This is a genomic window from Wenzhouxiangella sp. YN1, from assembly GCF_056324145.1.
This window is the reverse complement of sequence record NZ_JBJNIO010000158.1, coordinates 1-26,678: the sequence shown is the minus strand read 5'-3', so window position 1 is coordinate 26,678 and position 26,678 is coordinate 1. Positions and strand designations below refer to the sequence as shown.

Sequence of the window (26,678 nt, the reverse complement as noted above, 5' to 3'; positions counted from 1 at the left end):
AAGCCGCTGCCGATATCACGCCGCCGGGTCAGTCCTGACCCGGCGGCCGTCCCCCCATCGGCCGCGCGGGGCCGTTTCGGGGAGAAAAACACCGCGAATAAATCGAGATGATCGGGGCCCATCCAAACTCCCCCCGGGTTAGTCGCCGTGGATTTCTAGCCGCACCCGCCCGGCGCCGACGCCGGGCGGACGGCCGCCGGGTCAGGACTGACCCGGCGGCGTGATATCGGCAGCGGCTTCACCCACCGGAGCGATGGGTCCGGCCTCCAGCGGCGGGATCGGTTCTTCGGCCAGCTTGTGTTCAAGGTATTCCAGCGCCGCCTCGAGCTGGGCGTCGCCGCCGGTGGCGCTGGCGTGTGGCGGGTTGGCGACTTCGATATCGGGCGCGACGCCGCGGCCTTCGATGATCCAGTCGCCGGTCATGTCGAACTGGCCGGTTTCGGCGATGCGTGCCAGGCCGCCGTCGCGCAGGCGGTTGTTGTCCGACAGCCAGATGCCGGCGCCGGCGGTACGCTGGCCGATGACCGGTCCCAGGCCCAGCGACTTGACCGCGGCGGCGAAGGTCTCGCCATCGGAGTAGGTGAAGCGGTCGGCCAGCACCACCAGGTGGCCGCGGAAGGCCTGCTGCATGTTGGTGTACGGCGGGCCGTTCGGTCCCTGCCAGAAGGCCCAGGCCCGGCGCAGCAGCTTTTCGATCACCCAGCTGTCGATGTTGCCACCGCGGTTGCGGCGCACGTCGATGATCAGCGCGTCGCGGTCGTACTGGGCGTAGAAGTCGCGCACGAAACCGGCGAAGTCTGACGAGCCCATGGCATACAGATGCAGATAGCCGACCCGGCCGTCGCCGGCGGTCTGCACCCGCTCGGCGTTGGCGCGCAGCCAGTCGCGATAGCGCAGGCGGGTTTCGGTGCGCATGGAAACCGGCTCGACGATGCTGCGGTGGCCGCTCTTGCCGCGGGCGACATCGAGCAGCACCTGCTGGCCGGCCTGGCCGCGCAGTGCGCGCGCCACTTCGGCGCGGCTGGCCACGGGTGAGCCGTTGATGGCGACGATGACATCGCCATTGCGGATATCGACGCCCGGGCGCTCGAGCGGGCCCGCATTGCCGGGCAGCTCGGGGTCGCTGCGGTAGACATGCTCGATCACGACACCGTCTTTGCTGGCGGCAAGCCGGGCCCCCAGGCTGGACGGCTCGGGCGCGTCGCGGTCGCTGCGGTAATCGCCGCCGCGCACCTGGGAGTGCAGAATGCCCAGCTCGGCGATCATCTGGCCGAGCAGGTCATCGAGCTCGCGACGGTCGTTGACGCGATCGACCAGCGGCTGATAGCGCTCGCGAACCGCCGCCCAGTCCACGCCGCGCATGGCCGGGTCGAAGGAGAAGTGGCGGTGCATGTTCCAGGCATCGGCGAACATCTGTCGCCACTCCGCGACCGGCTCGATGCGCAGCGACCAGCCGTCGAGCGCGACCCGGGCCTCAGCGGTGTCTGTCGGCGCCTTCTCGCCGGCGGGCAGCAGCAGGATCTTGCCGATGCGCTGATTCTTGCCCGGCTTGATGACCATCAGCCGCTCGCCATCGGCGCTGAGCTGCATGGCCACCACGTCGTGCATCCAGGTCTTCGCCTCGTCTTCACCCGCTGCGATGGCCAGCGACCGGAGCGTGGCCCGGCGCTTTCCCGCCTCGCGCGCGAGAAGGTACAGCCGCTCGCGGCCGGCCTGCAGGCCGCTGTAGTTGCCGGGCGCAAGGGCCACCTCATGCAGGCGGTCTTCCAGATTGTCGAAGACGATATCGGGGCCGGCTTCAGCGGCTTCCGTTCCGTTGTCCTTGTCTTTGTCCTGCGCCTCGCGCGGCTCATTCGGGGCCAGCTCGTCGTCCGGTCGGAAGGGGAAGCGCAGCCCCGGCTGCAGGGCCAGCGCGTAGATGCCGGCGCGCTTGTCGAATTGGGCACCGGTGTTGCGGTCGCCCCAGGGCGAGCCGGGAGTCGGCGAGAAGTGGCGGTCGGAGATGAAGTACAACCACTTCCCGTCGCGCCCAAACGCCGGAGCGTAGCTGGCGTAGCGGTCCGAGGTCACTACGCGGATGGTCCGGGTGGCCGCTTCGGCCACGACCAGCTGGGCCATTGTGCGCGTGGTATCGGGGCGCGAGAAGGCCAGGTAGCGGCCGTCGGCCGACCAGTTCAAGTCGTCGTAGCTGTTGCCGCCGCCGTACTCGGCGGTGTCGAGCAGTTCGTTCCCGCCCGATTCGAGGTCGAGCAGCCACAGTCGGTCGTGTTTGTCCGCATGCGCCAGCCAGCGGCCGTTGGGCGAGGGCCAGAGCTGCTGGCGGTAGGCATTCTGATCGTCGACCAGTACGGCAGTATCCGGCGAGCCGTCGGCGGCAAATCGCCAGATTTCACTCTTGCCGTCGTGGTCGACAATGGCGAAGACGTGCTGGCCGTCGGCCGCCGGAACTGCGGCGCGGGCGCGGGCGTCGTCGGGCACGGCCAGGCGGATGCGGCGCAGCGATTCAGTGCCCGCCAGCCAGGCCTGGCCGCGCACGCTCAGCGCCACGCGCTCGCCTCCGGCATCCGGGTTGGCATCGCTGATCCATTTCAGCGGGTTTTCCAGATAGCGCGCGCGGCGCTGCAGAAAATCGGAACCCAGGCTGATATCGAGCTTGCGGTTTGCGCCGGCGGCGATGTCGTGGAGGTGAATATCGGCGCCGACCCGGTAGATGATCCGGCCGTCGTCGATGCGTGCCTCGCGCACTGCGAAGGGTTCGTGGGCGGTCAGCTTTTCAGGGTTGGTGCCGTCGGCATCCAGTCGCCAGAGATTCGCGCGTCCGTCGGCGTCGGCAATGACGTAGAGCCGGCCGTTCCACCACATCGGATGGCTGACGTTGGCGCCCCAGTTGGCGGCCAGGCGTTCGGCTTCATCTTCATTGTCGGTGCTCCAGCGCCAGAGTTGCGCCATGGCGCCGCCGCGATAGCCGTGGACGTGATCGCCTGAAACCGCCAGCCCGAAGCGGGTGAACCACAGGGTTCGGCCGGCGTCGTCAAAGGCGGCCTGGCGAGCGTCTGCCAGCGGCAGGGCTTCGTCCTTGCCGCTGGCGGGATCGATCGTTCTCAGGCTGCGGCCAAAGCCGGGCCCGACCACGTGTTCGGTGGCGTAGGCCACCCGCCCATCGGGGACGAAGCCGGCCGGCCAGACCCGGCTGCCGTCGAAGGTCAGGCGCTCTGGCTTGCCGCCGGCCATCGGCATGATATAGAGATCCGGGGCGCCGTCGTAGGAGGCGACAAAGGCGACCTGCGTGCCGTCGGGCGAGATGACGGGGCGGGATTCGGCGGCTGGATGGGTGGTCAGGCGCTGCGCGCGGCCGCCCTCGGCCGAAACCCGCCACAAGTCGCCCTCGGAGACGAAGACCACGGTGTCGCCGTGCAGTGCCGGATGGCGATAGTAGCCGTCCTGGGCCCAGGCCATGCTGGCGGCTGATAGCAGGGCGGCGGCAAGCAGCCAGAAAGAAAAGCGCATCGCTTCGGCTCCGATCGTGGGTCAGGGCATCGCATTGTAGCGAATACGCTGGCCGGGCCAGCCGGGGTTCGCGGCGGTGCGCCGTTCAGGTCTTGTCGAGCGCTTTCAGCCGGTAGAGCCAGTCCAGCGCCTCGCGCGGGCTGAGGTCGTCGGGGTGGACGTCGTCGAGCATCTCGCGCAGCGCATCGGAGCCGGAATCGAAAGGTTCAACGGCCTGTGATGGCGCGTGTCCGAACAGGCCCAGCTGCGGGCTGCTGCTGCCGGTGGCCTCGTTTTCGAGGCGGTCGAGGTGCTTTCTTGCCTGCGCGATGACCGCTTTGGGCACTCCGGCCAGGCGCGCGACCTGCAGACCGTAGCTCTGGCTGGCCGGGCCTTCGCGCACGGTGTGCAAGAACACGATCTCGTCGCCGTGTTCGCGCGCGTCCAGATGTACGTTGGCGATGCCTTCGTGGTCTTCGGCCAGGCGGGTGAGCTCGAAATAGTGCGTCGCGAACAGGCTCAGCGCCCGCAGGTTGAGCGCCAGCTCGGTGGCTACCGCCCAGGCCAGGGCCAGGCCGTCGAAGGTCGAGGTGCCGCGACCGATCTCGTCCATCAGCACCAGCGAGTGCTCGCTGGCGTTGTGCAGGATGTTGGCGGTCTCGACCATTTCCACCATGAAGGTGGAGCGCCCGCGGGTGAGGTCGTCGCCGGCGCCGATGCGCGAGAAGATGCGGTCGATCGGGCCGATGCGCGCGGACTTTGCCGGCACGAAGGAGCCGGCGTGGGCCAGGATGGTGATCAGGGCGGCCTGGCGCATGTAGGTGGATTTCCCGCCCATGTTGGGGCCGGTGATGACGAGCATGCGGCGCTCCGGATCCAGCCGGCAGTCGTTGGGCACGAAGGCGGCATCCTGCACCCGCTCGACCACCGGGTGGCGGCCTTCGATGATGTCGACGCCGGGCTGCTCGTCGAGTTCGGGCGCGTTGAGCTGGAGTGTTTCGGCGCGCTCGGCGAAAGTCGTCAGCACGTCGAGCGTGGCCAGCCCCGCGGCAATGATCGCCAGCCGGCCGTGCTCGCCGCCCAGGCGCTCGATGAGCTGGTCGTACAGCGCTTTCTCGCGGGCCAGGGCGCGCTCGCGCGCTGAGAGCACCTTGTCTTCGAAGGTTTTCAGCTCCTCGGTGATATAGCGCTCGGCGTTCTTGAGCGTCTGGCGGCGGCTGTATTCGGTCGGCACCTTGTCGGCGTGGGTCCTGCCGATCTCGATGTAGTAGCCGTGCACGCGGTTGAAGCCGACCTTGAGCGTCTGGACGCCGGTGCGCTCGCGCTCCTGCTGCTCGTAGCGCACCAGAAAATCGCCGGCGTTCTGGCTCAAGGCTCGCAGTTCGTCGAGCTCGGCGTCGTAGCCTTCGGCGATCACGCCGCCGTCGCGAATGACCATCGGCGGCTGCTCGATCACCGCTGAATCCAGCAGCTCGAATAGATCGGGGCAGGGCGCCAGGTCGTCGCGCAGTTCATCGAGCAGCGGCACCGAGACGCGTTCGAGCAGGTCGGCCAGCGTCGGCAGTCGTCCCAGGCCTTCGCGCAGCGTGGCCAGGTCGCGCGGGCGCGCCGACTTGAGCGCGATGCGGGTCAGCACGCGCTCGATATCGCCCAGGCCGGAGAGCTGTTCCTCGAGCTCGGGCTGGAGGTGTGCCGCCAGCAGCGCGGAAACGGCGCTGTGGCGCTCGCCCAGGCGGGTGCGATCGCGCAGGGGATGGGTAATCCAGCGCTTGAGCTTGCGGCTGCCCATGGGCGTGGCCGCGGTGTCCATCAATCCCACCAGGGTGTGTTCGGAACGCCCGTCGGGGTGCACGTCGATTTCGAGATGGCGGCGGGTGGCGGCATCGAGCACCAGGTGCTCGGCCGGCTGCAGCGCGCGCATGCCGGCAAGATGCGGCAGCTCGCCGGAGAGCATGTCGCGGGCATAGCCGAGCAGGGCGCCGGCGGCGCCGACCTCGGGGCCGCGACCGGCAATGCCGAAGCCCGACAGGTCCTGCACCCGGAACTGGCGGCACAGCTCGCGCTCGGCCGATTCGGCGTCGAAGGCCCAGGGCGGATGCTCGCGCACGGCCATGCCCTCGCGGCCGAACGATGCCGCTGCATTTTCCGGCAGCAAAGTCTCGGCCGGACGCAGGCGTTCGAGCTCGGCGTTGAGCTCGGCGGTCGATGCCAGCGCGCAGCAGCGCAGACGGCCCCCGGCCAGGTCCAGCCAGGCCAGGCCGTAGCCCTGTTTTTCGGGCAGGATGGCCGCCAGCAGGCGCTCGGCGCGATCCTCGAGCAGCGACTCTTCGGTAACGGTGCCCGGCGTGACGATGCGCACCACCTTGCGCTCGACCGGCCCCTTGGCCGCCTCGACATCGCCCACCTGTTCGCAGATCGCCACCGACTCGCCCTTTTTCAGCAGGCGGGCGAGATAGCCGTCGACGCTGTGATAGGGCACCCCGGCCATCGGGATGGGTTCACCGGCTGACTTGCCGCGATGGGTCAGGGTGATATCCAGCAGGCTCGCCGAGCGCCGGGCATCGTCATAGAACAGCTCGTAGAAGTCGCCCATGCGAAAGAACAGCAGAATGTCCGGATAGTCGGCCTTGATCCGGAGGTACTGCTGCATCAGGGGCGTGTGCTGGGTGCTCGTATCGGCCATTCGTTAGCAAGCTCTCACAAAGCAGGTCCACAGATGGACATTGATGTACACAGATAAAAAAAAACAGAAAACCGGAAGTCGAGAAGCGGTTTATCCTGCCCGACCGGTCTCAGGTGCTCTGAAGGAAAAGTTCTTATTATCCGTGTTTATCTGTGGACACAAGGTTTTCCAAAAGAAGCATTATAGAAGTCATGGCAACCCGACACGACGACGAAGCGCTTGCTCTTCTGGCCACCGCGCTGGCGGCCGAGCTGAAAATGCTCGGGCGTCGCCTGGTCACGGCCGAGTCCTGCACCGGCGGCTGGATCGCCAAGGTCTGCACCGATCTTCCGGGCAGCTCGGAGTGGTTCGAGCGCGGACTGGTGAGCTACGCCAACGAGGCCAAGACCGACCTGCTGGGCGTCAGGCCCGCCGATATCCACCGCTTTGGCGCGGTCAGCGAAGCGGTGGCAGCCGCCATGGCGCGCGGCGCCATCGAGCACAGTCGCGCTGATGTGGCCGTCGCGGTGACCGGCATTGCCGGGCCGGGCGGTGGCAGCCCGGACAAGCCCGTCGGCACGGTGTGTTTCGGCTGGGCGCTGCCCGGCGACATTGTCGAAACCGAGGTTCACCACCTGCGCGGCGATCGCGAAGAAGTGCGCCGGGCCAGCGTGGTCAGGGCACTGAAGGGTCTGCTCGAGCGCCTGGCGGGGTGATGTCCGAGGCGACGCGACGCCTGTTCTTCGCCCTGTGGCCCGACGAGGACACCCGCCACGGCATGCGCGCGCGTCGCGAGCTGCTCGGCCGCGTCAGCCGCCGGCGGGTACCGGATCACAATCTTCATCTGACGCTCGCCTTCCTCGGCGACCAGCCCGTCGATCGCCTGCCAAAGCTGCAGGCCGCGGCCGGCGACGTCGGTGGCGCCTCCTGCACCCTGGCGCTTGACCGCTTCGGCTGGTTCGCCCGCGCTCGGGTGCTGTGGCTGGGCGGCGAGGCGCCCGCGCCCCTGATCGATCTGCAAGCGGAGTTACAGCGGCGCATGCTCGAGCTGGGACTGCGGCTCGATGCGCGTCCGTTCCGACCGCATGTCACGCTGTTTCGCCAGGTCTCACGGCCACCGCCTCTGGTCGACCCCGAGCCCCTGGCCTGGCCGATCCGGGATTTCGTGCTGGTCGAGTCACTGCCGGGCGCGCCCTATCGCGTGGTGCAGCGCTGGCAGTTGCGCGCCTAACCCTCCACCACCCGAAGCGAAGGATTGCGAATCTCGAGCGTTCCGCCGGTCGACATGACCACCGAGATTTCAAGGCGGCTGACCGTCTCGGGCAGCTCGAATTCCAGGGCGTGACGCTGCCATTCGGGAATTCGGGCGTCGGCCGCCAGCGCCAGCCGCTCGGCCTGACTCCTGGGTGAGCCGACCAGGGCGCTGACCAGGGTGTGATCACCCTCGGTCTCTTGCCAGATGCGTACCACCAGGCCCGGCGGCTCGATCGGCCGGCCGTATTCCGAATCGTCGAGTTCGGCGCGAATATCCATCGAGAAGGCCATGCGCCGCCCAGCGAGGGCCTGCAGCGACTCGCGATCGATGTGCTGAGACACGCGCGACCAAGGCTCGTGGCCAACGCGTTCGATCCGCGCGGCGCCGTCGGCCAGGGTCAGCGTGTAGGAATCGGTGCTGGCGTGGTGGGCAAACTGCCAGGGGCGCGCCAGCCAGCCGGAATCATTCGCGAACGCAGGCGCTCGAACCAGGCCCGGGTCGTAGCGGTCGCTGCTGCAGGCAGAAAGCAGCGCGAGAGCAGCCAGCAGCGCGAGAGCAGGCGCCGCGCAGGATCGAAAAAAGACAGACATGCTCGCCATCGGTATACGGTTCGGGGCCGGGTGAGGCTGAATCTTACCCGTTTGTCCTGCCGGGCACAGCTGCACATCCTGATTCTCGGGTTTTGAGAACGCAGTCCTTATACTGGTGCCTGAGAGATAGCCGCGAATCCCTGTAGGAAAAGCCAGCGACGCGGGTGAACCACCGTGGTTCATGCTGTTGCTGTGAGATAATCCGGGCTGATCGCGGCAGCACCCGAACGAATGGAAAAGAGAGGACTTTATCGTGGATGACAATCGCAAGCGGGCACTGGCCGCGGCACTGGGCCAGATCGAGAAGCAGTACGGCAAGGGCGCGATCATGCGCATGGGGGACGACGCCGGGCGCAGGGATGTGCCGGTGGTCTCCACCGGGTCGCTGGGGCTGGACGTTGCGCTGGGTGTCGGCGGGCTGCCGCGCGGACGCGTCGTTGAAATTTACGGGCCGGAGTCTTCGGGCAAGACCACGTTGACGCTGCACGCCGTGGCCGAGGCGCAGAAGGCCGGCGGCACGGCCGCCTTCGTCGACGCCGAGCACGCGCTGGACCCATCCTATGCCGAAAACCTGGGCGTCAACGTCGACGACCTGCTGGTCTCGCAGCCCGACACCGGCGAGCAGGCGCTGGAGATCACCGACATGCTGGTGCGCTCGGGTGCCGTCGATATCGTTGTGGTCGACTCGGTCGCCGCGCTCACGCCCAAGGCCGAGATCGAGGGCGAGATGGGCGACTCCCACGTCGGGCTCCAGGCGCGCCTGATGAGCCAGGCGCTGCGCAAGCTGACCGCCAACATCAAGCGCACCAACTGCATGGTCATCTTCATCAACCAGATCCGCATGAAGATCGGCGTGATGTTTGGCTCGCCCGAGACCACCACCGGCGGCAACGCGCTCAAGTTCTATTCGTCCGTGCGCCTCGACATTCGCCGCATCGGTGCAATCAAGCGCGGCGACGAGGCGGTCGGCAACGAAACCCGCGTGAAGGTGGTCAAGAACAAGATGGCGCCGCCGTTCCGGCAGGCCGTTTTCGAGATCCTCTACGGCGAGGGCATTTCGCGCGAGGGCGAGCTCATCGAGCTGGGCGTCGAGCATGGCCTGGTGAAGAAGTCCGGCGCCTGGTACAGCTACGGTGACGACCGCATCGGCCAGGGCAAGGAAAAGGTGCGCCAGTTTCTCAAGGACAACCCCGACATCGCTGCCGATATCGAACGCCAGCTGCGCGAGAAGCTGCTGCCGAAGACGGCCAACGCGACGACCGGCGAAGCCGAGGCCTCCGGCGAAGGGGCCGAGTCGAACGTCGGTTGACTCGAGAAGCGGACTTGACCGACGACGACGTCAACCCGGCCGAGCTTCGCGAGGCCGCGCTGCGCCTGCTGGCGCGGCGCGAGCACTCGCGCCTTGAGCTGGCCGGAAAGCTCGCCCGGCGCGGCTGGCCGGAGGCTGCAGTCGACGGTCTGATCGACGAACTGGCTGAAGAGAACCTGCAGTCCGACGAGCGCTTCGCGGAAAGCTACGTGCGCCAGCGCGTCGGCAAGGCCTACGGCCCGGTGCGCATCCGCGCCGAGCTTTCCGAGCGCGGCATCGATCGAAGCCAGGCCAGGTGGGCGCTCGAGGCCGAATCCCCCGACTGGTTCGCGATTGCCGCCGACTGGTACGAAAAACGCTACGGCCCCGAGCCGCCGGCCGACTTCAAGGAAAAATCCCGCCGCCAGCAGGCGCTGGCGCGGCGCGGCTTCGCCCACGAACATATCCGCGAATTGCTGGATTGATACCGCCGGGCGGGTGAATGATGCAGGCTGGCTGCCCTGCGGTGTGATCCGTGTCCGTGCCGGGGTAATATCGAGCCACACGGGAACCGGGAGGAGTCATTCAATGAACAGGTACACGCGCTTGAAGCTCGGCTTGTTGGCCATGGCCGCCGCACTCTTGTTGATGGTGGCGGGCTGTGACACCGCGCCATACATGGACGGGATCAAGAAAGACAGCGATCTGAAGGAAATGGGTCTGGAAGGCCCGGTCAAGTCCCTCCGGGTCAGGAAGTATCGCATCTCCCGGAACAGGAACACCGGTGAAATCATCAATTACGGGCTGTCGAAATCCGACGCCCGGAACCTGTCCTACCGCTTCAACGAGCACGGGAATATCAGCCAAAAGACGAGCTATACCGGCGACGATGAAATCAGCAGGCGCTGGACCTATGCCCATGATCAGAACAAGGGGCGAATCACTGAAATGGTTCATCAGGGAACGGGTGATGACCCCCTTTTCCGGAACGTGGACGTCTATGACAAGAATGGAAACCGGATCGAGCATCTGAGCTATTCGCAAGGGGACGACGATCCCTACAAGGAGACGTTCAAGTACGACGCGGACGGGAATCTCCTCGAGCAGATCGAGTACGTGAACAACGGCCCCTTGAAGACCTTCTACCGCCATGACGATCAAGGCAGATTGATCGAAAAGAGCCAGCGCATGGGCGACCAGCCGATGATGACCGAGACCTTCCAATACGATGACGCCGGGAACCTGGTCTCTTCGCGTCAGGAAGAAGGGCGTACCGTGCACGCGCAGTATGTCTTCGAAAAGAAGTACGAGGGCGGCAGGGAGACCGAACGCACGGTCTACAGGGACGGCGAACGGGCCAGCCGCTTCGTCTACAGCTACAACGAGCACGGGCATCGCGCCGAGTCCCGGGAGTACGACGCGGACAACCAGCTCGTCTCCGTGGAAAAGATCGACCATGAATACGATGATCACGGCAACTGGGTGAAAAAGATTCCCTCGGACCAGCGGGGCGCGCCGCGGTACCTGCTGGAGCGAGAAATCGAGTATTTTCCGCAGCTGGGGGGCTGAGGCGGAGAAACGGTCGCGACTGTCGCCGCAGCGACCCGCAGGAGAGCGCCGCGAAGCCGCCAACCCTCGCGATCGGACTGCGCGTGTGCCTGGCCGGCGACCGGCGGCTTGCCGTCGCCAGCCTTCTTCGGCTCCGGGCTGCTATTCTTTGTAGCCCGATGCAATCGTTGCGATTGCATCAGTAAACTATACGCCCGTTCCAAACACGTTCTTCCCGGACTCCTGATGCATACCACCGCCGAAATACGCCAGGCCTTTCTCGACTTCTTCGCCGACCGCGAGCACCGCATCGTGCCTTCCAGCCCGCTGGTGCCGGCCAATGATCCGACGCTTTTGTTCACCAACGCCGGGATGGTCCAGTTCAAGGACGTCTTCCTCGGCTCGGAGAAGCGCTCGTATACGCGCGCGACCTCGTCGCAGCGCTGCGTGCGTGCCGGCGGCAAACACAACGACCTGGAAAACGTCGGCTACACCGCCCGGCACCACACCTTCTTCGAGATGCTGGGCAACTTCAGCTTTGGCGACTACTTCAAGCGTGAGGCCATTGAATACACCTGGGCGTTTCTGACCGAGACCTGCGGCCTGCCGCCGGAGAAGCTGTGGGTGACGGTCTATGAGGACGACGACGAGGCGGCTGAAATCTGGCTCGATCACATCGGCGTCGATCCGGAGCGCTTTTCGCGCATCGGCGATGAGCCGGGGCGGAAGTTCGAAAGCGACAACTTCTGGGCCATGGGCGATACCGGCCCCTGCGGTCCGTGTTCGGAGGTCTTCTACGACCATGGCCCGGAAATACCCGGCGGCCCGCCGGGCACGCCCGAGGAAGATGGCGACCGCTACATCGAGGTCTGGAATCTGGTGTTCATGCAGTACGACCGTTCCGCCGACGGCAGCATGAGCCCGCTGCCGGCGCCGTCGGTGGATACCGGCATGGGGCTCGAGCGCCTGGCCGCCATTCTGCAGGGCGTGCACTCCAACTACGACATCGATCTGTTTCGCCATCTGATCGACGCCGCTGCCGCCCTGACCGGCACGCCGGATGGGCAGTCGGCCTCGCTGAAGGTGATTGCCGATCACATCCGCGCCTGCGCGTTTCTGATCGTCGACGGTGTGTTGCCGTCCAACGAGGGCCGCGGCTACGTGCTGCGTCGCATCATCCGCCGCGCCGTGCGCCACGGCTACAAGCTGGGCTGCAAGGACTTGTTCTTCGGTCGCATGGTCGCGCCGCTGGCCGAGGCAATGGGTCAAGCCTACCCGGAGCTGGCGAACCAGCGCGACTTTGTTGCCGAGGTGCTCGAGCGCGAGGAAAAGCGTTTTGGCGAAACCCTGGACCAGGGCATGAAACTGCTCGAGGGCGTGATTGCCGAGCTCGACGGCAGCGAAATCCCCGGCGAGGTTGCCTTCAAGCTCTACGATACCTACGGCTTTCCGGTCGACCTGACCCGCGATATCGCCCGCGAGCGCGAGCTGACCGTCGACGAGGACGGTTTCGAGCAGGCCATGAGCCTGCAGCGTGAGCGCGCGCGGGCGGCCGGCAAGTTCGCCGGCGCCGACGAGATGCCCGCCGAGCTGATCGCCGAGCTGCCGGCGACGCAGTTTCTCGGCCATGGACAGCATGCAATCGACGACGCCGAGGTGCTCGCCATTCTGGTCGATGGCCGACCGGCGGATTCGCTGGCCGCCGGCGATGAAGCCGTGCTGGTGCTCGATCGCACGCCCTTCTACGCCGAGTCGGGCGGGCAGGTCGGCGACACCGGCCGGCTCGAAGGCGAGGGCGGGCGGTTCGAAGTGAGCGATACGCGCAAGTTCGGCGGCGCCTTTCACGGGCACGTCGGCCGCCTGGCGGAAGGCGCACTACAGCTCGGCGATTGCCTGGCCGGGCAGATTGACTCGCAGCGCCGTGCTGACATTGTTCGCCATCACTCGGCAACGCATCTGCTGCATTCCGCCCTGCGCGTCGTGCTCGGCGATCACGTTCAGCAAAAGGGCTCGCTGGTTGCGCCCGAGCGGCTGCGCTTCGACTTTTCGCATCACGCGCCGGTCAGCGACGACGAGCTGGCCGCAATCGAGCGCCTGGTCAACCAGCAGATTCAGGCCAACGCCGAGGCCGAAATCCGGGAGATGCCCTTCGACGAGGCCATCGAAGCCGGCGCGCTGGCGTTTTTCGACGAAAAATACGGCGACGACGTGCGCGTGCTGCGCTTCGGTGATTTTTCGATGGAGCTGTGCGGCGGCACGCACGTCGATCGGGTGGGCGATATCGGCCTGTTCAAGATCGTCTCCGAGACCGGCATTTCCGCCGGCGTGCGCCGCATCGAGGCGGTGGCCGGCCGGGTCGCCGTCGAGTGGCTGCAGAACCTGGATCGCACGCTGCGCGCGGCTTCAAGCCAGCTCAAGACCGGCCCGGAGCAGCTTTCCGAGCGCATCGGCCAGCTGCTGGGTCGATCCCGGGAGCTGGAAAAGGAGCTCGAGCGGCTCAAGGGCAAGCTCGCCTCGGCGGCCGGCTCCGACCTGGCCTCGCAGGCGGTGGACGTCGAGGGTGTGAAGCTGATTGCCGCGCGTCTCGAAGGCGCCGACCCCAACGGCCTGCGCGATACCGTCGACCAGCTCAGGAACAAGCTCGGCTCGGGCGTGATCGTGCTCGGCACGGCCGCCGGCGGCGGCGTACGCCTGGTCGCCGGCGTCACCAAGGATCTCACCGGCAAGATCAAGGCCGGCGAGCTGGTCAACCACGTCGCCGGCCAGGTCGGCGGCAAGGGCGGCGGCCGACCGGATTTTGCGCAGGCGGGGGGGAGCGACGCGTCGGCTCTTCCCGCGGCGCTGGATTCGGTGGCGGAATGGTTGAGGGAGCGGTTGTAGTTTCGGGCAATGTTCGATTTACAAGCATCAATTCTGCAAACAAGAACCAATTCTCGAATTTCCAATGAACCAAACTGCAGCCCTGATCGCTGCCGGGGTATTGGTTCTGGTCATTGCAGATTGTTTGTGAATTGGAGTTTGGTACTTGGGCCTTGGGCCTTGGTACTCGGGCCTTGGTCAGAGCGTTGACCATCGGTACTGCGGCACGTAGGCCGCTCATGTATAATTCGCCCGCTACAAGGAGAGGTGGCAGAGTGGTTGAATGCGGCGGTCTCGAAAACCGTTAACGGGTTTATGCCCGTTCGAGGGTTCGAATCCCTCCCTCTCCGCCATACCCCTAAAGGAATCAGAGACTTAGAGTCTGATTCCTTTTTTTTACCCCATCCGTTCCACCAAACCAATAATGATGGGCGAATCCGGATTCCCTACAGACTGCGGAGTCACATTCGAATCAACCGAGACCGTCCGCACTTGACCAATATCAGGGCAGCCGCCGGACAGCCGTTTTGCATTTCAGTGCCCACTACATAGAATGCGAGTTAGAGAACATAGAGGGAATGCACGATGCGCGAGATACGGCATTTTGTGCGGGGCGCTTATCACGGTGGTCGGCAAAAAATTATTGACAAGCATGTCTTTGATGATTCCATTCTGTTTGTGGATCGTGAGCCGGAAAACAAACACGACTCAAATGCAATCGCCGTGTTTGTCTCAGACGATGAGTATCGAGACCACAAGATCGGATATATCGGGAAAGAACTTGCCCAAGAATTGGCTCCCCTGATAGACAATGGCCATGATGTGGTCGTGGCATGGCAGGAACCCGTAGATAACCCAGAAGGCACCGGTGTAAAGCTCTGTCTCCACGTTGCAGACTCACCCGCCGAAAAGCTGGAACCTCAGTTGGCCGAAGGCTCGCAGTACGCCGACTTGAAGTTTGCGGCGATTATCACGGTTGTCATCATGGCCGCTATTGGTGGTTTCGGTTGGTGGGTGATTTCGTCTATCCGAGACTTTTTCTCCTAGGAAATAGAGAGCCCATGAAGATTTCACAGGTATTGCTAGTGGTTATAGCCCTCGGAGTGGCGTTTTTCATGTTCGCGCCCGACGATAGAGTCGACGCAGTCCTAAACATATTCCAGAAAGAGTCGCCTCGGGATTTTCAGCGTGAGATAGCGGAGGAATGTTTCGACTTCTATCTGAGAGACTTCCGGCACCCAGATACCGCGGAAATGTTGGACTACAGATACACGGAAGGTGAAGTGTTCATCGAGGTTCGAGCGGATAACTCGTTTGGGGTTCCGTCTCGGACGAATCTAAGCTGTGTGCTGGATCATTCCGGGCAGTTCAGTGAAGGATTAACGTTGGCGAAAGATGTTCTCGGACGGACCAACGATTAGAGCTCAAACCCCACCGCCATTCCACCGTCAGCTGGGAGCCTCCCCGGTCCCCTCGGCAGCAATCACCATCTCCCGCCGCTTGCCCTTGATGTCGATAATGGATTCGATGTCATAGACCAGGCCGCGCCAGACGATGCGCCAGTCTCCAGGCCGGAGCGGGATGGTCCCCTGGTCCCCGCTGTCGCCTTCGACCTCGATATATCGGACGGTGAAGTTCACGGGGTCCACGAAACCCGCCGCGCCCGCAGCGTACCGGGTCCGCCCGACCGCGCCCTCGGCTTTCGCCCATAGGTCCTGCCGGTCCTGCCATTCGTCCGTCCCGATGCCCGTGTTCGGGTCCGTGGTCGTGTACTTCTGTTGCAGCGTGATTCGCTGATTCAGTTCTTGCGGATTGAAGGTCATACGAAAACCAGTCCTCGAGATTGATAGATGTCGGGTTTGTCCTCTTCGGCCACCATGTAGCGGCCCAGCGCCATGCAGGCGGAGACCACGCCGTCGATTTTCTCTTTCGACTTCGCCTTGTCCGGCTTGATGTTCCCCGCCGGGTCTTGAGTGACGGTGACGTTCGAGACCATCCAGCGGAGAACCGGGTGGCCGTCATGGAGCAGTTCGTTTCCGAGAACGCGCCGCTCGAGTTCCTTTGCAGGCCCGGACATGGACGCGAAGCCCTGGCCGAAGCCCACCATCTCGAATCCGTCCCCGGACAGCTGGGTCGCCAGCTGGGTCGCGTTCCAGCGGTCGACGGCAATCTCCCGGACGCGGTAGGTCTCGGCAATCTCCAGGATGTCCGCCCGGATGGCGTCATAGTCGGTGACAGCGCCTTCCGTGAGCCGGATATGCCCCGCCTTGGCCCATACGTCATAGGGGACCCGATCCCGCTTCACGCGGTCCTGTAGCCGCTCCCTCGGCAGCCAGAAGTAAGGGACCAGCACCATCCGCGATTCGACCGGGAACGCCAGGACAAACGCCGTCAGGTCCGTCGTGGCCGCAAGGTCGAGACCGGCGAAACAGTCCCGGCTTTTCAGGTCCGGGAGTTCGCCCTGGCAGGCGTCCCAGGAATCCATGGACAGCCAGCGCGAATCCTGTTCGGTCCATTGGTTGAGCAGCAGCCGCCGGAAGGTGTTCTCATAGGACGGGAGCGCCTTTGCTTTCTCGCATTCCTGTTCGATGTACTCGCGTTTGATGCTCACGCCCAGGCCGGGGTGTGCCTTCGCCCAGGTCTCCGGGTCTTTCCAGTCATCCTCCGGACCGGCTTCATACAGGACCGGAAGGAACGTCTCGTCTTCGATGATGCCGTCCCGAACCTTGACCGCGTAGTCGTAGAGCTCATAGCACAGCGAATGCTTGTCGTATCCCGCCGTGGTGGTGATGACCGTGAGCGGTTGCCGCCGTGCGCCCGTGGAAGTGACCAGGGTGTCGTAGAGTTCCCGGTTCGGCCAGCAGTGCAGTTCGTCGGCTCCGATGAATGAGCAGTTGAGCCCGTGCTTTGTGTAGGCGTCCGACGATAGGACCCGGTAACTGGAGCCCGTCTCGGAGACCATGATGGACCGCTTGAAGGTCTCCGCCCTGGAATCCAGTTCCGGCTCCATTTCGACCATCTGCTTTGCCGTCTCGAAACACAGCGCCGCCTGTTCCCGATCCGCCGCCGCGTTGACTACCTGAGCGCCCGGTTCGCCGTCGCAGTAGAGCGCATAGAGAGCGAGCCCAGCGGCAAGCGATGTCTTCCCGGCCTTGCGCGGGATGAAGATGAAGGCGGTCCGATAGCGCCGGGTCCCGTCCTGTCGCTTCCAGCCGAACAGCGGTCGGACGATTTCGTCGGCTTGCCAGTCGGAGAGAACAAACGGCTCCCCGCGCCATTCCCCGGTGGTGTGCCGGAGACATTCAGCGAAGAACGCGACCGCCCGGTCCGCCGCGTCCTGGTCGAACCAGAACTTATCCGAAGAATCGGGATTTGCCATCGGCATTCCCTCGCTTCGGTGCGATGATGCGAGACGCAGCGGACGGGGTGAATCCGAACTCCCCGGCCAGGCTGGTCATTCTCGAGACTTGCGCCATCGGTGGCATCTTGCCTTCGGCCCGCTTGGCCCGGTAGTCGGCTACCAGGTCGCAGTAGACGGCCAGAAGGTCCCGGTTTACCTGAGTGAGCAGACCGTTCGCGTCCAGGTTCTCGGAGAGCCGTTCCCAGATTGCCGTGGCTTCGTCGGAGAGCCATTCCGGAGCCGCAAGGTCTCCCTCGGAATACACGGGCTCCTGGTCGTTTAGAGCCCGCTTTCCGGGGTTCCCGGAGACGACTTTCAGGCTTGTCGGCTTCGGTTTACGTCCGGTCACGGGAACTCCTTTCGCGGTCATGCGTGATTCGGGGGCGGCGCGTATCTTGGCGCGTCAGCTGCTGGCGATTTTGCTTCCAGGTGCGGGCCGAATGACACGGCTTGCAGAGTGCATCCAGGTTCGACGGAAGGTTGTTCGCCGTGTTGCCGTCGACGTGGTCGACCTCATTGGCCGGAGCCCCGCAGTCCCGGCACAAGGGATGGCGCTCGAGTACCGCCTTCCGAATCTTTCTCCATTGCGCGGAGTTGGTCGGCAGGAACCGGCCAGCCTGTCGCCGCCGGACCTGTTCGTTCGTCTCCGACCTGGCAAGCGGTCGCCGGGGACTATGCTGTTTCAGTGGTCCCGGCATTGTCGATGCCCTCCACGGTCGGCAGGTTCTCCAGGCGTCTCGCCTCGGAGCGGAGCAGCCAGCCCGCCTCGATGCCCGACTTGTAGAACTCCGCCCGGTTGGTGCTATCGCCTCGGAGCAGTCCGTCCAGGGAATGCTCGGCAAAGTACCGCTGTCGGGCGATGGGTCCTAGCAGGGAGCGGGAGATGGCTTGCTCCCACATGACCAGGTGACGTTTCAGGGTATGGATAACGAAGTGTCTGGCCGTCTCGCTGGTGTTCGAGTAGTTCCCATGCGTCAGGTCCCCGGCCATCGTCGGCGGAACCCGGAAGATGCGGCAGACTTGTTCGACGGAGAACTTCATGGCGGCCAGCCATTCGGCATCCTCGAGCGTCATGGACATTTGCTTGTATTCCAGTCCGTTCTCCAGGATGGCCGTCTTCCCCGCGTTGTCCGCGCCCTGGAACTGTGACTGCCAGGACTCGCTGAGACGCTTTAGGGATTCGTCCGTCATCTGGTGCGGAGTCTGTAGCACGCCCGACAGCCTGGTCCCGTTGGCGAACGTCCTGGCCCCGTGGTCCTGTTGGCTGATAGCCAGGCCCAGGGTCTCGCGTGCGATGCGGATTCGGCTTCGTCCGGTGATGCCGTTCTCGGTCCGGTCTTTCAGGTGGAACATTTCCTCCTGGAGCAGCCGCCGGACCCGCCCGTCATCGTCTGCCACGTCGTAGGCAATCCGCCCGTTTCGCAGTTTCAGGACGGTCACGCGGTCCGGGTGAATCGGGGTCAGCCCGACCACATTGGCCTGGCCGTCCCATTCGATTTCGGCATATCCGTTCCCGCGCAACAGGACCGCCGCTTGCATCTGCTCCCGGAACTCCAGGGAAGTCTGAGCCGGATTCGGTCGGTCATGGAGTATTTGGTGGAGCGGATGTTCTCCAGCCCGCTCCCGGTCCCCGTTCTCGCCTCTGCGGTAGAGCATCAGGGGAAGGGACGCGACCGACTCGGAGATGGCCTGGACGCAGGCGAAACATGCGGAGATGGACTCGGCATTGTCTGGCGTCACGATGGCCCCGGACCGGCTCCAAGGGGGAACCAGTTCCGGATGGGAAACCGTTTCGGAACGCTTCTCGAACAGTTTCTGGAACCATTTCATCGGCAGGTCTCCAGCCAGGCTTTCCTGGTGTCTAGGGTCGCGACCGGGATGGTCGGCATGGACCGCTTCGCGACCGTGGTGTCGGAGTAAGCCGGAGTCGGAGTGATGGTGATTTCCCGAAGGTCGACCTCTACCAGTTCCCGGTGCATCCGCCCGCCGCGCATTTCCCAGTGGTCCCCGCCTTCAGGGGTCAGGAATGCGAAGGAACATCCGGCCACGTCCCCGCGTTCGACCAGGACGGCCAGGTCTCGCCCGATGGTGGTGTCGGGAAGGTCGACCTCGAACTCCAGGCCCTTCGAGTCCTGAGTCAGTCGCAGGGTGCCGGACCCGCAGCGCCCCAGGACGGAGCGCCGTTCGTGGTCATACAGGGCGAAGATGCCGTCCGGTTTCTCCAGGGACTTCGTGAAGGCCCCGGAGCGGACCGTCTCGGAGAACTCCCCAAGGTCCGCCGGTCGACCGAAGACCGCCGCATATCCGGCCAGGACTCCGGGCGACGAATTGCGAACGCTACTCGCCGCCCGGATCTCCAGTTCAGCTGACCTGTGCATCGTCGGCCACCACGAAGCTTTCGGGGTGTCGAACTGCCACGTCCGCCGTCAGCATTGCTCGGACCTGAACGTTGCCCTTCGAGTAGGCCGTCGATTCGTAGGGGTTGACCAGAAGGTCGAAGGCGGACCAGTACCCGATGAGCAGGTCGGACCATTTGCCGAAGATGGCCGTTGCGGTGTCGGGACTGCCCGCTACCTTCGGAACCAGGGTCGAACTGGTCAGGGGGTAGCCTGCCAGCTGTCCCGCGCCTTCCATCAAGTAGCCCGCGCCCGCGTCTCCGGTTTCCTTGAGCGTCGAGCGGAGCAGCCGGACCACGCTGGGATGGGTCAGCCAGGCCGTGCCGTTGTTGTCGGCTTCTTCGATGGCCTCGATGATTTCCAGGACTTCCGCCCAGCTGGGAGTGGCAAGCGTTCCGGACAGGGTGCCGGTGATGGTGGTGATGCCTTCCGGTTCGTCTCCGCCCGCGCCGGAAATGGCCGCTTGGTCGATGGCTTCGGCCAGAATCCCGGCGAAGTCGTTTCGGACCAGCTGTTCGATGTCCGGCGAAGACTGGAGCAGCATGTTTCGGGAAAACTCGGTCAGCGCCCCGCAATGCTTCGGAGTCAGCTGGACTTTCTCGAACTGGTGGTCCGAAGCAGAGAGACCGGAGTTCTCGGCTACCCAGGCTGCGGTGGCCGATTCCTTCAGCTTGGGGATGTCGACGTTGCCGCGAAGGTTGGACAGGACCGTCGCACCCAGGCCCCGGATTCGCAGAGCAGCCCGCAGCCGGTCAATGAAAAGGTCGCCACGGTGATCGGTGGAGACGATGTTCGAGCCCGGACCGCCCGCCGGAGCGTCGGTGGTGAGAACACGTTCCTCGAAGATTTCCATCGGAACCGCGATGCCGTCGAACTGGCGGCCGGTGCGCCGCGCGATTTCTTGGGAGATTTCGCGCTCCCGGCCCGCGTCCACGTCCGCGCCCAGCTGGGAAGCAATCGCTCGGGTGATGGAAAACTTTCTGCATTCGGTGTCGAAGTTCTTATCCCCGGTGCCGGAGACCGCCTGGCCGGACATGGCCCGTTCCTGGTCGGCCAGGAATTGCGCTCGCTGTTCCTGCTCCTCCAGGTGGGAGACCTTGCCCTTCAGTTCCTCGAACTTCTTGGATTCGGCTTCGGACAGGGACCGTTGTTCCTCGTCCGCCTTCTTGAGCAAGGCCCGCATATCGGCCACGGCAGCCGAGCGGGTCTCGCGGATTGCATTCAGATTCATTGAAATTTGCCTCACGCTCTTGACGTATGTAATATTATAACATAACATAATGGGTGAGAGCGGACAGACCTCCCGTTCTCGATGGCTTGTACGTCAGTCATTCCTCTCGTGGGTTAGGAAGCCCCGACCTGGACGCCACCACCAGGCCGGGGTTCTCTTTCTTGCAGGCTTAAGGAGCTTCTTAAGAAGGGTTCGAGTAGCGTTCCCAGAGGACTCTAAGAAGATTCCCAAAACGGTGCCTGAAAGGCACCCGCTGATACTTCCCCTGAGGCATTGATGGTGCCTTGGCAGAGCCTTTACCGTGCCTTTAGAGTGCGTTGAGTAGCTTTGATTAGCCTTGATGTCTTCCCAATGGAAGTTCAGCGGCCAATCTCATCGGATTTCATACTTCCGTAACTGCTCGGCTTTCATGTTCGTGTAAGCCTTCCACCATTCGCCGGTCAGCTTCGTGTGTGCTCGGTACTTGGTGCGAAAGATGCCCACGACTTCCGGTTCGGCTTGGTGCTGATAAGTGGGAAATACAAACTCCGCGTCCGCGTATTCAACAGACCCAAGCTCGTGCTCCTCTGTCCAGGCATAGCTGGCGTCTTGGACTTCCTCATCAAGCGGGAACAGAAGCTCTCCATTCTTCTCAGCCGCATACCAACACGTTTCTATTAGCCCAATTCGCTCGAGGATGGAAAGTCGTCGCCAGAATCCCTTGGGATCATCTCTAAATCCTTCAGTTAGTGGATTGCCCCAGGAAAATCGTCGGTACTCGCCCCGGTGACCAGCCCACACATGGAACTCACGATTATCTGTGAGGAACTCTGCCGTGCCCTCCGCCCAAAGCCACTCTCGTCGGATTCCGTGTTCTTGCGCTAAGTTTTGGTACTGGTAGAAGCGTATGAGCAGCCCAAGTACTTCCGCGTCCTGCGTCTCGCGAATCCGTGTTAGTGGTGGTCGCCTTTCACTGCCTTGGATTCCATCAACCAGGCTGTTCGGGAGATAGATGTTCTCGAGTTCTGGCCCGGCTAGAGTCAGTGGCGGCCAAGACCGCTCTTTCTTCTGCTTCGGGATTTCGACCAAACCGACTTCCGCAAGTTTGTCTATCGCCTCTTGTGCACTGCTCCAGCGAATGCCGCAAGCTTTCTGGATAGACTTTGCCCGCCACTTTGTTGTGGTGTGGTCCGGACCTGTTCCTCGCGCCATTACTAAATAGGCCAAGGCGGGGTAGAGCCCAAGCTCCAGCGCCCGCTCGAAGTTGTCGGACCCTATAACAAACAGTCCCTGTTTCTTCGGCGCGGAGTCCGCACCGTTTCCATTCTCTGCCACCATGATTTGAGCCTCCGGTTATGCCGCTCGGAAGCCCGAGTCGTAACGAAAGGGTCGGAGCAATGCCAGCGCCCGTTCGGTCAAAAGCTCAGGCTGTTCGGCCAGCGCGTCGACCTTCGCTTGTGTGAGCATGATGAGCCCGCGCTCCACTAGCTCCGGAAGGTGCGACCAGGCCCCGGTGGTGTATTCGATGCGGACGTTCCCGTCCCATTGAGCAAGCGCCGGAAAGGTCGCTCCCAATGCGCGATAGAGGAAGTCTTCTTGCAGGGTGTACTTACTGACATCCAGCGTTTGCCACGCGCCATCGGTGTCGAGATATTCGACCTTATCGACGCTGTCGACGGGTCCCCGTGGCAGTCGGAGCGGTTGTGTCCAGAAGTCGTCTCGGGTCAGTCGCCACGCTTGTCCCGTGAAGCTTCGGCCCGTGTACTCCTCGGCCTGGCCTCTCGCAGCCGACAGCGCCGCCTCAAGTTCATTGTCGAGCGCGTTGTCGTCGATGCGGAGCGCCAGCTTTAGCTCCGTCAGGGTGACGGGTTCGGTGGTGGGTGCGGTGATCTGGGTAATCATCAGGCAGCCCTCCGATTGCTCTCATGCTGTCGGATGAGTTCCAGGTCGTGCCTGAATTGTTTACCAATGCGGACGGGGGGTGGGATGAGCCTCTGTTGGATTTGCCTGTAAACGGTGTTTACGTGGACGCCCCAGCGGTTCGCGAGCTCCCTAGTGGAAATGTATTTCGGCATTTTTGCCTCCTACAAATATCGTGTGTCATTTAGTTTTTCCTCCCGTTTTGCGTGAGTCTCAATTTTAACTTAGTTTCGCCACCAATTCAACCTAATTGGCACTATATCTTGTGTCTCGTCACGCTAAGAAAACACAATATCTAGTGATTCACCCAACCTTTGCTCTATGAGTCGACTTCCGTATCGGTTCCACGTCCGCGCCCGCCGGTGGCGAGACCAAATAACGCTCCCAATCCGCCATCAGCCGCGCTCGCTTTTCGAGTAGCTGGCCCCGCCTGTAGGCACGCTCCGTGGCATTCGGGATCGTGTGCGCCAGCGCCTGCTCCGCGACTTCGTGCGCGTAGCTGGTCCGCTCCGAAGTCCAGTCTCGGAAGGTAGAGCGCAGGCCGTGGACAGTCTCGCTTCTGCCGATTGCCTTGAGAACGCGGGACAGCGCCTCCGGGGTTAGGACCTTTCCACGTGGAGACGGAAAGACCAGGCCCTCTCGATGTTCGAGACCTTCGAGCAAATTGACCGCCTTGTCTGTGAGCGGGACAACGTGTTCCTTCCCGGCCTTCATGCGCTCCGCCGGAATTGTCCAGGTCTGCGCCTGAAAGTCTATCTCCGCCCATGTTGTGCCTCGGACTTCGCCGGACCGTGCCGCCGTCAGGAACAGGAACTCGAGCGCACGAGCCGCGATGCCATGCCGGTCGCGAAGTGCCTGGAAGGCGACAGGCGCTTCTTCAATGGGGACCGCCGCGAAGTGCCGGACGTTTTTCAGCTTCGTCGGTTTCGGGAGTACCTTGTCGAGATTGTTCTTCCACGCCGCCGGGTTCGGCCCTTCCCTGAATCCGGAGACCGTGGCCCAGGCAAGAACTGATTCGATGCGCCCTCGAACTCGGGTGGCCGTCTCCGTCTTGTCCGTCCATATCGGTTCCAGTACCTGGACGATATGCGCGAGTTCGATGTCGGAGATGTCCAGGTCCCCGATGGCGGGGAAAGCGTAGGTTTCGAGCGTCCGCCTCCATTGCGACAGATGCTTCTGGTTCTTGAACTCGTCTCCCTTGTGGCGCAGGAACCGCCGGGTTGCATCCGCGAACGTGACGCGCTTGGCCTCCGCCGCCCGCAGTGCCTCGATGGCCGCCTTCTGCTCCCGGATGGGGTCCTTACCCTCCCGCGCCAGTTTCCGCGCTTTCCTGGCAGCTTCCCGCGCTTCTGCGAGCGGCACGTCCGGGAAGCCTCCGAGTCCCATGTGTCGCCGCTTGCCCGCCACCATGAGCCGCAGCACCCAGGACCGCGCCCCGGTATCCTTCACATAGAGATACAGGCCCGCAGGATTCCCAACCGCGTGTTTTCCTGGTTCGGTCAGATTGCGGACGGCGGCGGGCGAAAGTTCTTCGGCTTTTCTCGGCATGACGTTACCCCATTGGTTCCACCAAAAAGCGTGTAAACCGATGGTAACTCATGGTGAGCGTTAGTGACAGCGAATCGGCCAGAAAGCCCGATATTCCAGGCTCTCGCGGTGCAAATGGTGACTAATGGGTTGTATTGGTGGCCGGACTCTGGCAGACTCCCTCTCCGCCACCTGCACAAGCTGAAATCCACACCCGAAAGATGGCGCCACCGGGTCCGAGTCACGAAGAGGCGGGCCCCGGCCCCGCAGTATATGTCTGATCAGTTTTCATGAAACCCACCAAGTGCGCCGTCATCGGGGTTGGCTATCTCGGGCGTTTCCACGCCCGGAAGTACGCTGGCCTCGACAACGCCGAGCTGGTGGCTGTGGTCGACATCGACGAGCAGGCTGCGCGCCGCTCAGCCGAGGATTGCGACTGCCGGGCACTGCTCGATTATCGCGATGTGATCGGAGAAGTCGATGCCGTCTCCATTGCCGTGCCCACGCGGCGTCACTACGACATCGCGCGTGATTTTCTCGATGCTGGTGTGCATGTTCTGCTGGAAAAGCCCATTGCGAGCACGCTTGAGGAGGCCCGGGCGCTGACCCGACTGGCGGCCGAACGGGAGCTGGTCTTCCAGATCGGGCATCTCGAGCGCTTCAACGCTGCTTTCCTCGATCTCGGCGGATTCGAACTCAACCCGCTGTTCATTGAATCTCACCGGGTAGCGCCGTTCAAGCCACGCGGCACCGATGTCAACGTGGTGCTTGATCTGATGATCCACGACATCGATCTGATTCTGGGCATGGTTCAAAGCCCGGTCGCCTCGCTGGCCGCCAGCGGCACGCCGGTGCTGGCCGAAGAGCTCGATATCGTCAATGCACGCCTGGAGTTCGAGAACGGCTGTGTAGCCAATGTGACTTCCAGCCGGGTGAGCGTCAAATCCGAACGGCGCATGCGCATTTTTCAGCCCGAGGCCTATATTTCCATCGATTTCCAGAACTGTCGGCTGGCGGTGCATCGTATCGGCGACCGGGAGATGTTCCCCGGGGTGCCGGAAATCCTGCGCGAGGAGTCGTCTTTCGAGCAGAACGATGCGCTGCTGCTTGAAATCGAGTCTTTCGTTTCTGCGGTTCGCGACGGCGCGCCGGTGGTGGTGACCGGCGAAGACGGCCTGCGTGCGCTGGAGACCGCCATGCACATCACTGCGATGATCGAATCCGAAACCCGAGCCCGGAAAGTGCGTTTGGCATGAAGCCGATTCCGATGGTCGACCTGGGCGTTCAGTACGAGCGGCTGCGCGCACAACTTGATGCCGCCGTGGCGGAGGTCATGGCGGCTACGCGCTATATTCTGGGCCCCAACGTGCAGGCTCTGGAGGCCGAGCTGGCGGAGTTTCTCGGTGTGCGCCACGCGATCGGCTGCGCCTCCGGCACGGATGCCCTGCACCTGTCCCTGCGTGCCGCCGGTATCGGGCCGGGTGATGAGGTGATCACCACGCCGTTTACCTTCATCGCCACGGCCGAGGCGATCCGCTACTGCGGTGCCGAACCGGTGTTTGTCGACATTGATCCGCGCAGCTTCAATATCGATCCTGAAGGCGTTGCCGAGGCGGTGTCCGCGCGCACCCGGGCCATCCTGCCGGTGCATCTGTTCGGGCAGCCGGCCGACATGGACGCGCTCTCGGCGATTGCCGACAAGTACAAGCTGTTCATGATCGAGGACTGCGCGCAGAGTTTCGGCGCCTCGCTTTCCGGGCGCCAGACGGGCAGCATCGGTCTGGCCGGCGCCTTCAGTTTCTTTCCGAGCAAGAATCTCGGCGCCTTCGGTGATGGCGGGCTGATCACCACCAGCGACGCAGCGCTGGCCGACGAGGTCCGGATGCTGCGCAACCACGGTCGCCGGGTGGATGGCTACCAGCACGAGGTGGTGGGCTACAACAGCCGCCTCGATGAGCTTCAGGCCGCCATTCTGCGCGTCAAGCTCGGCCACGTCGACGAGTTCAATCGCCAGCGTCAGCGGGTGGCGGCAGGTTACCGCGAGCTTCTGGCAGACAGCGGGGTCGAGCTGCCCTTCGAGGATGGTTTCGGGCAGCACGTCTACCACCAGTTTACCGTTCTGGTTCCGGAAGGACGCCGCGAGGCGCTCCAGGCTGCCTTGCGCGAGGCCGACATTGCCAGCGCCGTCTACTACCCGACGCCGCTGCATCGCCAGCCGGCGTTTTCCAGCTACAGCCGCCCCGGTTCCCTGAGCCATAGCGAGTCGATTGCTGAGCGCTGCCTGTCCCTGCCGATCTTCCCGGAAATGACCGAAGCTCAGATCGAGCGCGTTGCAAAGGTTGTGAAGTGTGAAGTGTGAAGTGTGAAGTGTGAAGATCGTTGCGACGATTTTGATGTGTCAACCCAAAGTAGAAATGTCCCCTTTTCTCCAAAGTAGAAATGTCCCCTTCGTTTTCATGTGATGCGGTCGGGGTAGGCTCGCTTCCAGGGGTGGTCGGGTGGTGGTTTGTAGGCAGGCTTTGCGGCTTGCTGCTGTC

The 26,678-nt window shown here is 63.6% G+C and carries 22 protein-coding genes and 1 tRNA gene; 11 read left to right on the top strand and 12 right to left on the bottom strand.

Annotated elements, in window-relative coordinates:
• Nucleotides 1–201: 201 nt before the first annotated feature.
• Together ACEWQZ_RS13760 and mutS are read right to left on the bottom strand one after the other, a co-directional pair.
• On the bottom strand, nt 202–3,507 hold the full coding sequence (locus tag ACEWQZ_RS13760) for a S41 family peptidase (RefSeq protein ID WP_476483683.1): 3,306 nt from the start codon (nt 3,505–3,507) through the stop codon (nt 202–204).
• A gap of 85 nt (nt 3,508–3,592) precedes the next feature.
• Nucleotides 3,593–6,169 carry a DNA mismatch repair protein MutS gene (mutS, locus tag ACEWQZ_RS13755; protein ID WP_476483682.1) on the bottom strand — a complete coding sequence of 859 codons (2,577 nt, stop codon included), beginning with the start codon at nt 6,167–6,169 and terminating at the stop codon, nt 3,593–3,595.
• A gap of 191 nt (nt 6,170–6,360) precedes the next feature.
• Here mutS and ACEWQZ_RS13750 point away from each other — a divergent pair, with 191 nt between their 5' ends.
• Entirely contained in the window at nt 6,361–6,864 is a 504-nt protein-coding gene (locus tag ACEWQZ_RS13750) for a CinA family protein (RefSeq protein ID WP_476483681.1), read from the top strand.
• Nucleotides 6,864–7,379: an RNA 2',3'-cyclic phosphodiesterase gene (gene thpR / locus ACEWQZ_RS13745; RefSeq protein WP_476483680.1), complete on the top strand. Its 516-nt coding sequence runs from the start codon at nt 6,864–6,866 to the stop codon at nt 7,377–7,379. Before ACEWQZ_RS13750 ends, thpR begins: the two co-directional genes overlap by 1 nt.
• On the opposite strand, the gene ACEWQZ_RS13740 is transcribed toward thpR, so the two are convergent.
• Nucleotides 7,376–8,002, bottom strand: a complete 627-nt coding sequence (locus tag ACEWQZ_RS13740) for a hypothetical protein (protein ID WP_476483679.1) — start codon at nt 8,000–8,002, stop codon at nt 7,376–7,378. The two genes, thpR and ACEWQZ_RS13740, sit on opposite strands and share 4 nt — an antisense overlap.
• Nucleotides 8,003–8,246: 244 nt before the next feature.
• On the opposite strand from ACEWQZ_RS13740, the gene recA reads away from it, so the two are divergent.
• The 7 genes from recA to ACEWQZ_RS13705 all read left to right on the top strand — a co-directional run bounded on the left by recA (nt 8,247) and on the right by ACEWQZ_RS13705 (nt 15,109).
• Nucleotides 8,247–9,302 (top strand): recombinase RecA, encoded by a 1,056-nt coding sequence (gene recA / locus ACEWQZ_RS13735; RefSeq protein ID WP_476483678.1) that lies wholly within the window; start codon nt 8,247–8,249, stop codon nt 9,300–9,302.
• A 14-nt stretch (nt 9,303–9,316) separates the two neighbouring features.
• Complete coding sequence (locus ACEWQZ_RS13730) at nt 9,317–9,766, top strand: regulatory protein RecX (RefSeq protein ID WP_476483677.1); 450 nt, start codon at nt 9,317–9,319, stop codon at nt 9,764–9,766.
• A 103-nt stretch (nt 9,767–9,869) separates the two neighbouring features.
• Nucleotides 9,870–10,850, top strand: coding sequence for an RHS repeat domain-containing protein (locus ACEWQZ_RS13725; protein ID WP_476483676.1), 981 nt, complete (start codon nt 9,870–9,872; stop codon nt 10,848–10,850).
• 225 nt (nt 10,851–11,075) lie between these two features.
• Nucleotides 11,076–13,709, top strand: a complete 2,634-nt coding sequence (gene alaS, locus ACEWQZ_RS13720; RefSeq protein WP_476483675.1) for an alanine--tRNA ligase — start codon at nt 11,076–11,078, stop codon at nt 13,707–13,709.
• 240 nt (nt 13,710–13,949) lie between these two features.
• Nucleotides 13,950–14,041 (top strand) — tRNA-Ser (locus tag ACEWQZ_RS13715).
• A gap of 232 nt (nt 14,042–14,273) precedes the next feature.
• Nucleotides 14,274–14,735, top strand: a complete 462-nt coding sequence (locus ACEWQZ_RS13710) for an HIRAN domain-containing protein (RefSeq protein ID WP_476483674.1) — start codon at nt 14,274–14,276, stop codon at nt 14,733–14,735.
• A gap of 14 nt (nt 14,736–14,749) precedes the next feature.
• Nucleotides 14,750–15,109: a hypothetical protein gene (locus ACEWQZ_RS13705; protein WP_476483673.1), complete on the top strand. Its 360-nt coding sequence runs from the start codon at nt 14,750–14,752 to the stop codon at nt 15,107–15,109.
• Nucleotides 15,110–15,136: 27 nt separating this feature from the next.
• Here the strand turns inward: ACEWQZ_RS13705 and ACEWQZ_RS13700 are convergent, their stop codons facing one another.
• The 9 genes from ACEWQZ_RS13700 to ACEWQZ_RS13660 form a co-directional block, all read right to left on the bottom strand.
• Nucleotides 15,137–15,511: a phage head closure protein gene (locus ACEWQZ_RS13700; protein ID WP_476483672.1), complete on the bottom strand. Its 375-nt coding sequence runs from the start codon at nt 15,509–15,511 to the stop codon at nt 15,137–15,139.
• On the bottom strand, nt 15,508–17,067 hold the full coding sequence (locus ACEWQZ_RS13695; protein ID WP_476483671.1) for a terminase large subunit: 1,560 nt from the start codon (nt 17,065–17,067) through the stop codon (nt 15,508–15,510). Before ACEWQZ_RS13695 ends, ACEWQZ_RS13700 begins: the two co-directional genes overlap by 4 nt.
• Nucleotides 17,042–17,437, bottom strand: coding sequence for a P27 family phage terminase small subunit (locus tag ACEWQZ_RS13690; RefSeq protein ID WP_476483670.1), 396 nt, complete (start codon nt 17,435–17,437; stop codon nt 17,042–17,044). Before ACEWQZ_RS13690 ends, ACEWQZ_RS13695 begins: the two co-directional genes overlap by 26 nt.
• 323 nt (nt 17,438–17,760) lie before the next feature.
• Entirely contained in the window at nt 17,761–18,918 is a 1,158-nt protein-coding gene (locus tag ACEWQZ_RS13685; protein WP_476483669.1) for a phage portal protein, read from the bottom strand.
• On the bottom strand, nt 18,915–19,466 hold the full coding sequence (locus ACEWQZ_RS13680; protein ID WP_476483668.1) for an HK97 family phage prohead protease: 552 nt from the start codon (nt 19,464–19,466) through the stop codon (nt 18,915–18,917). Before ACEWQZ_RS13680 ends, ACEWQZ_RS13685 begins: the two co-directional genes overlap by 4 nt.
• Nucleotides 19,450–20,715 carry a phage major capsid protein gene (locus ACEWQZ_RS13675; protein ID WP_476483667.1) on the bottom strand — a complete coding sequence of 422 codons (1,266 nt, stop codon included), beginning with the start codon at nt 20,713–20,715 and terminating at the stop codon, nt 19,450–19,452. Before ACEWQZ_RS13675 ends, ACEWQZ_RS13680 begins: the two co-directional genes overlap by 17 nt.
• Nucleotides 20,716–21,087: 372 nt before the next feature.
• Complete coding sequence (locus tag ACEWQZ_RS13670; RefSeq protein WP_476483666.1) at nt 21,088–22,032, bottom strand: hypothetical protein; 945 nt, start codon at nt 22,030–22,032, stop codon at nt 21,088–21,090.
• A 15-nt stretch (nt 22,033–22,047) separates the two neighbouring features.
• Nucleotides 22,048–22,596, bottom strand: coding sequence for a head-tail connector protein (locus ACEWQZ_RS13665; RefSeq protein WP_476483665.1), 549 nt, complete (start codon nt 22,594–22,596; stop codon nt 22,048–22,050).
• A 321-nt stretch (nt 22,597–22,917) separates the two neighbouring features.
• Nucleotides 22,918–24,162, bottom strand: a complete 1,245-nt coding sequence (locus ACEWQZ_RS13660; protein WP_476483664.1) for a tyrosine-type recombinase/integrase — start codon at nt 24,160–24,162, stop codon at nt 22,918–22,920.
• Between the two features lie 269 nt (nt 24,163–24,431).
• Here ACEWQZ_RS13660 and ACEWQZ_RS13655 point away from each other — a divergent pair, with 269 nt between their 5' ends.
• Together ACEWQZ_RS13655 and ACEWQZ_RS13650 are read left to right on the top strand one after the other, a co-directional pair.
• Nucleotides 24,432–25,397: a Gfo/Idh/MocA family protein gene (locus tag ACEWQZ_RS13655; RefSeq protein WP_476483663.1), complete on the top strand. Its 966-nt coding sequence runs from the start codon at nt 24,432–24,434 to the stop codon at nt 25,395–25,397.
• Entirely contained in the window at nt 25,394–26,500 is a 1,107-nt protein-coding gene (locus ACEWQZ_RS13650; RefSeq protein WP_476483662.1) for a DegT/DnrJ/EryC1/StrS family aminotransferase, read from the top strand. Before ACEWQZ_RS13655 ends, ACEWQZ_RS13650 begins: the two co-directional genes overlap by 4 nt.
• Nucleotides 26,501–26,678: the final 178 nt, after the last annotated feature.

Excerpts from the sequence above, each read along its gene's own strand:
- ACEWQZ_RS13685 (WP_476483669.1), bottom strand. The coding sequence starts at position 18,918 with ATGAAATGGTTCCAGAAACTGTTCGAGAAGCGTTCCGAAACGGTTTCC.
- ACEWQZ_RS13700 (WP_476483672.1), bottom strand. The coding sequence starts at position 15,511 with ATGACCTTCAATCCGCAAGAACTGAATCAGCGAATCACGCTGCAACAG.
- ACEWQZ_RS13675 (WP_476483667.1), bottom strand. The coding sequence starts at position 20,715 with ATGAATCTGAATGCAATCCGCGAGACCCGCTCGGCTGCCGTGGCCGAT.
- alaS (WP_476483675.1), top strand. The coding sequence starts at position 11,076 with ATGCATACCACCGCCGAAATACGCCAGGCCTTTCTCGACTTCTTCGCC.
- ACEWQZ_RS13665 (WP_476483665.1), bottom strand. The coding sequence starts at position 22,596 with ATGATTACCCAGATCACCGCACCCACCACCGAACCCGTCACCCTGACG.
- ACEWQZ_RS13680 (WP_476483668.1), bottom strand. The coding sequence starts at position 19,466 with ATGCACAGGTCAGCTGAACTGGAGATCCGGGCGGCGAGTAGCGTTCGC.
- thpR (WP_476483680.1), top strand. The coding sequence starts at position 6,864 with ATGTCCGAGGCGACGCGACGCCTGTTCTTCGCCCTGTGGCCCGACGAG.
- ACEWQZ_RS13760 (WP_476483683.1), bottom strand. The coding sequence starts at position 3,507 with ATGCGCTTTTCTTTCTGGCTGCTTGCCGCCGCCCTGCTATCAGCCGCC.
- ACEWQZ_RS13650 (WP_476483662.1), top strand. The coding sequence starts at position 25,394 with ATGAAGCCGATTCCGATGGTCGACCTGGGCGTTCAGTACGAGCGGCTG.
- ACEWQZ_RS13655 (WP_476483663.1), top strand. The coding sequence starts at position 24,432 with ATGAAACCCACCAAGTGCGCCGTCATCGGGGTTGGCTATCTCGGGCGT.
- ACEWQZ_RS13660 (WP_476483664.1), bottom strand. The coding sequence starts at position 24,162 with ATGCCGAGAAAAGCCGAAGAACTTTCGCCCGCCGCCGTCCGCAATCTG.
- ACEWQZ_RS13670 (WP_476483666.1), bottom strand. The coding sequence starts at position 22,032 with ATGGTGGCAGAGAATGGAAACGGTGCGGACTCCGCGCCGAAGAAACAG.
- ACEWQZ_RS13695 (WP_476483671.1), bottom strand. The coding sequence starts at position 17,067 with ATGGCAAATCCCGATTCTTCGGATAAGTTCTGGTTCGACCAGGACGCG.
- mutS (WP_476483682.1), bottom strand. The coding sequence starts at position 6,169 with ATGGCCGATACGAGCACCCAGCACACGCCCCTGATGCAGCAGTACCTC.
- ACEWQZ_RS13710 (WP_476483674.1), top strand. The coding sequence starts at position 14,274 with ATGCGCGAGATACGGCATTTTGTGCGGGGCGCTTATCACGGTGGTCGG.
- ACEWQZ_RS13750 (WP_476483681.1), top strand. The coding sequence starts at position 6,361 with ATGGCAACCCGACACGACGACGAAGCGCTTGCTCTTCTGGCCACCGCG.
- ACEWQZ_RS13705 (WP_476483673.1), top strand. The coding sequence starts at position 14,750 with ATGAAGATTTCACAGGTATTGCTAGTGGTTATAGCCCTCGGAGTGGCG.
- ACEWQZ_RS13740 (WP_476483679.1), bottom strand. The coding sequence starts at position 8,002 with ATGGCGAGCATGTCTGTCTTTTTTCGATCCTGCGCGGCGCCTGCTCTC.
- ACEWQZ_RS13725 (WP_476483676.1), top strand. The coding sequence starts at position 9,870 with ATGAACAGGTACACGCGCTTGAAGCTCGGCTTGTTGGCCATGGCCGCC.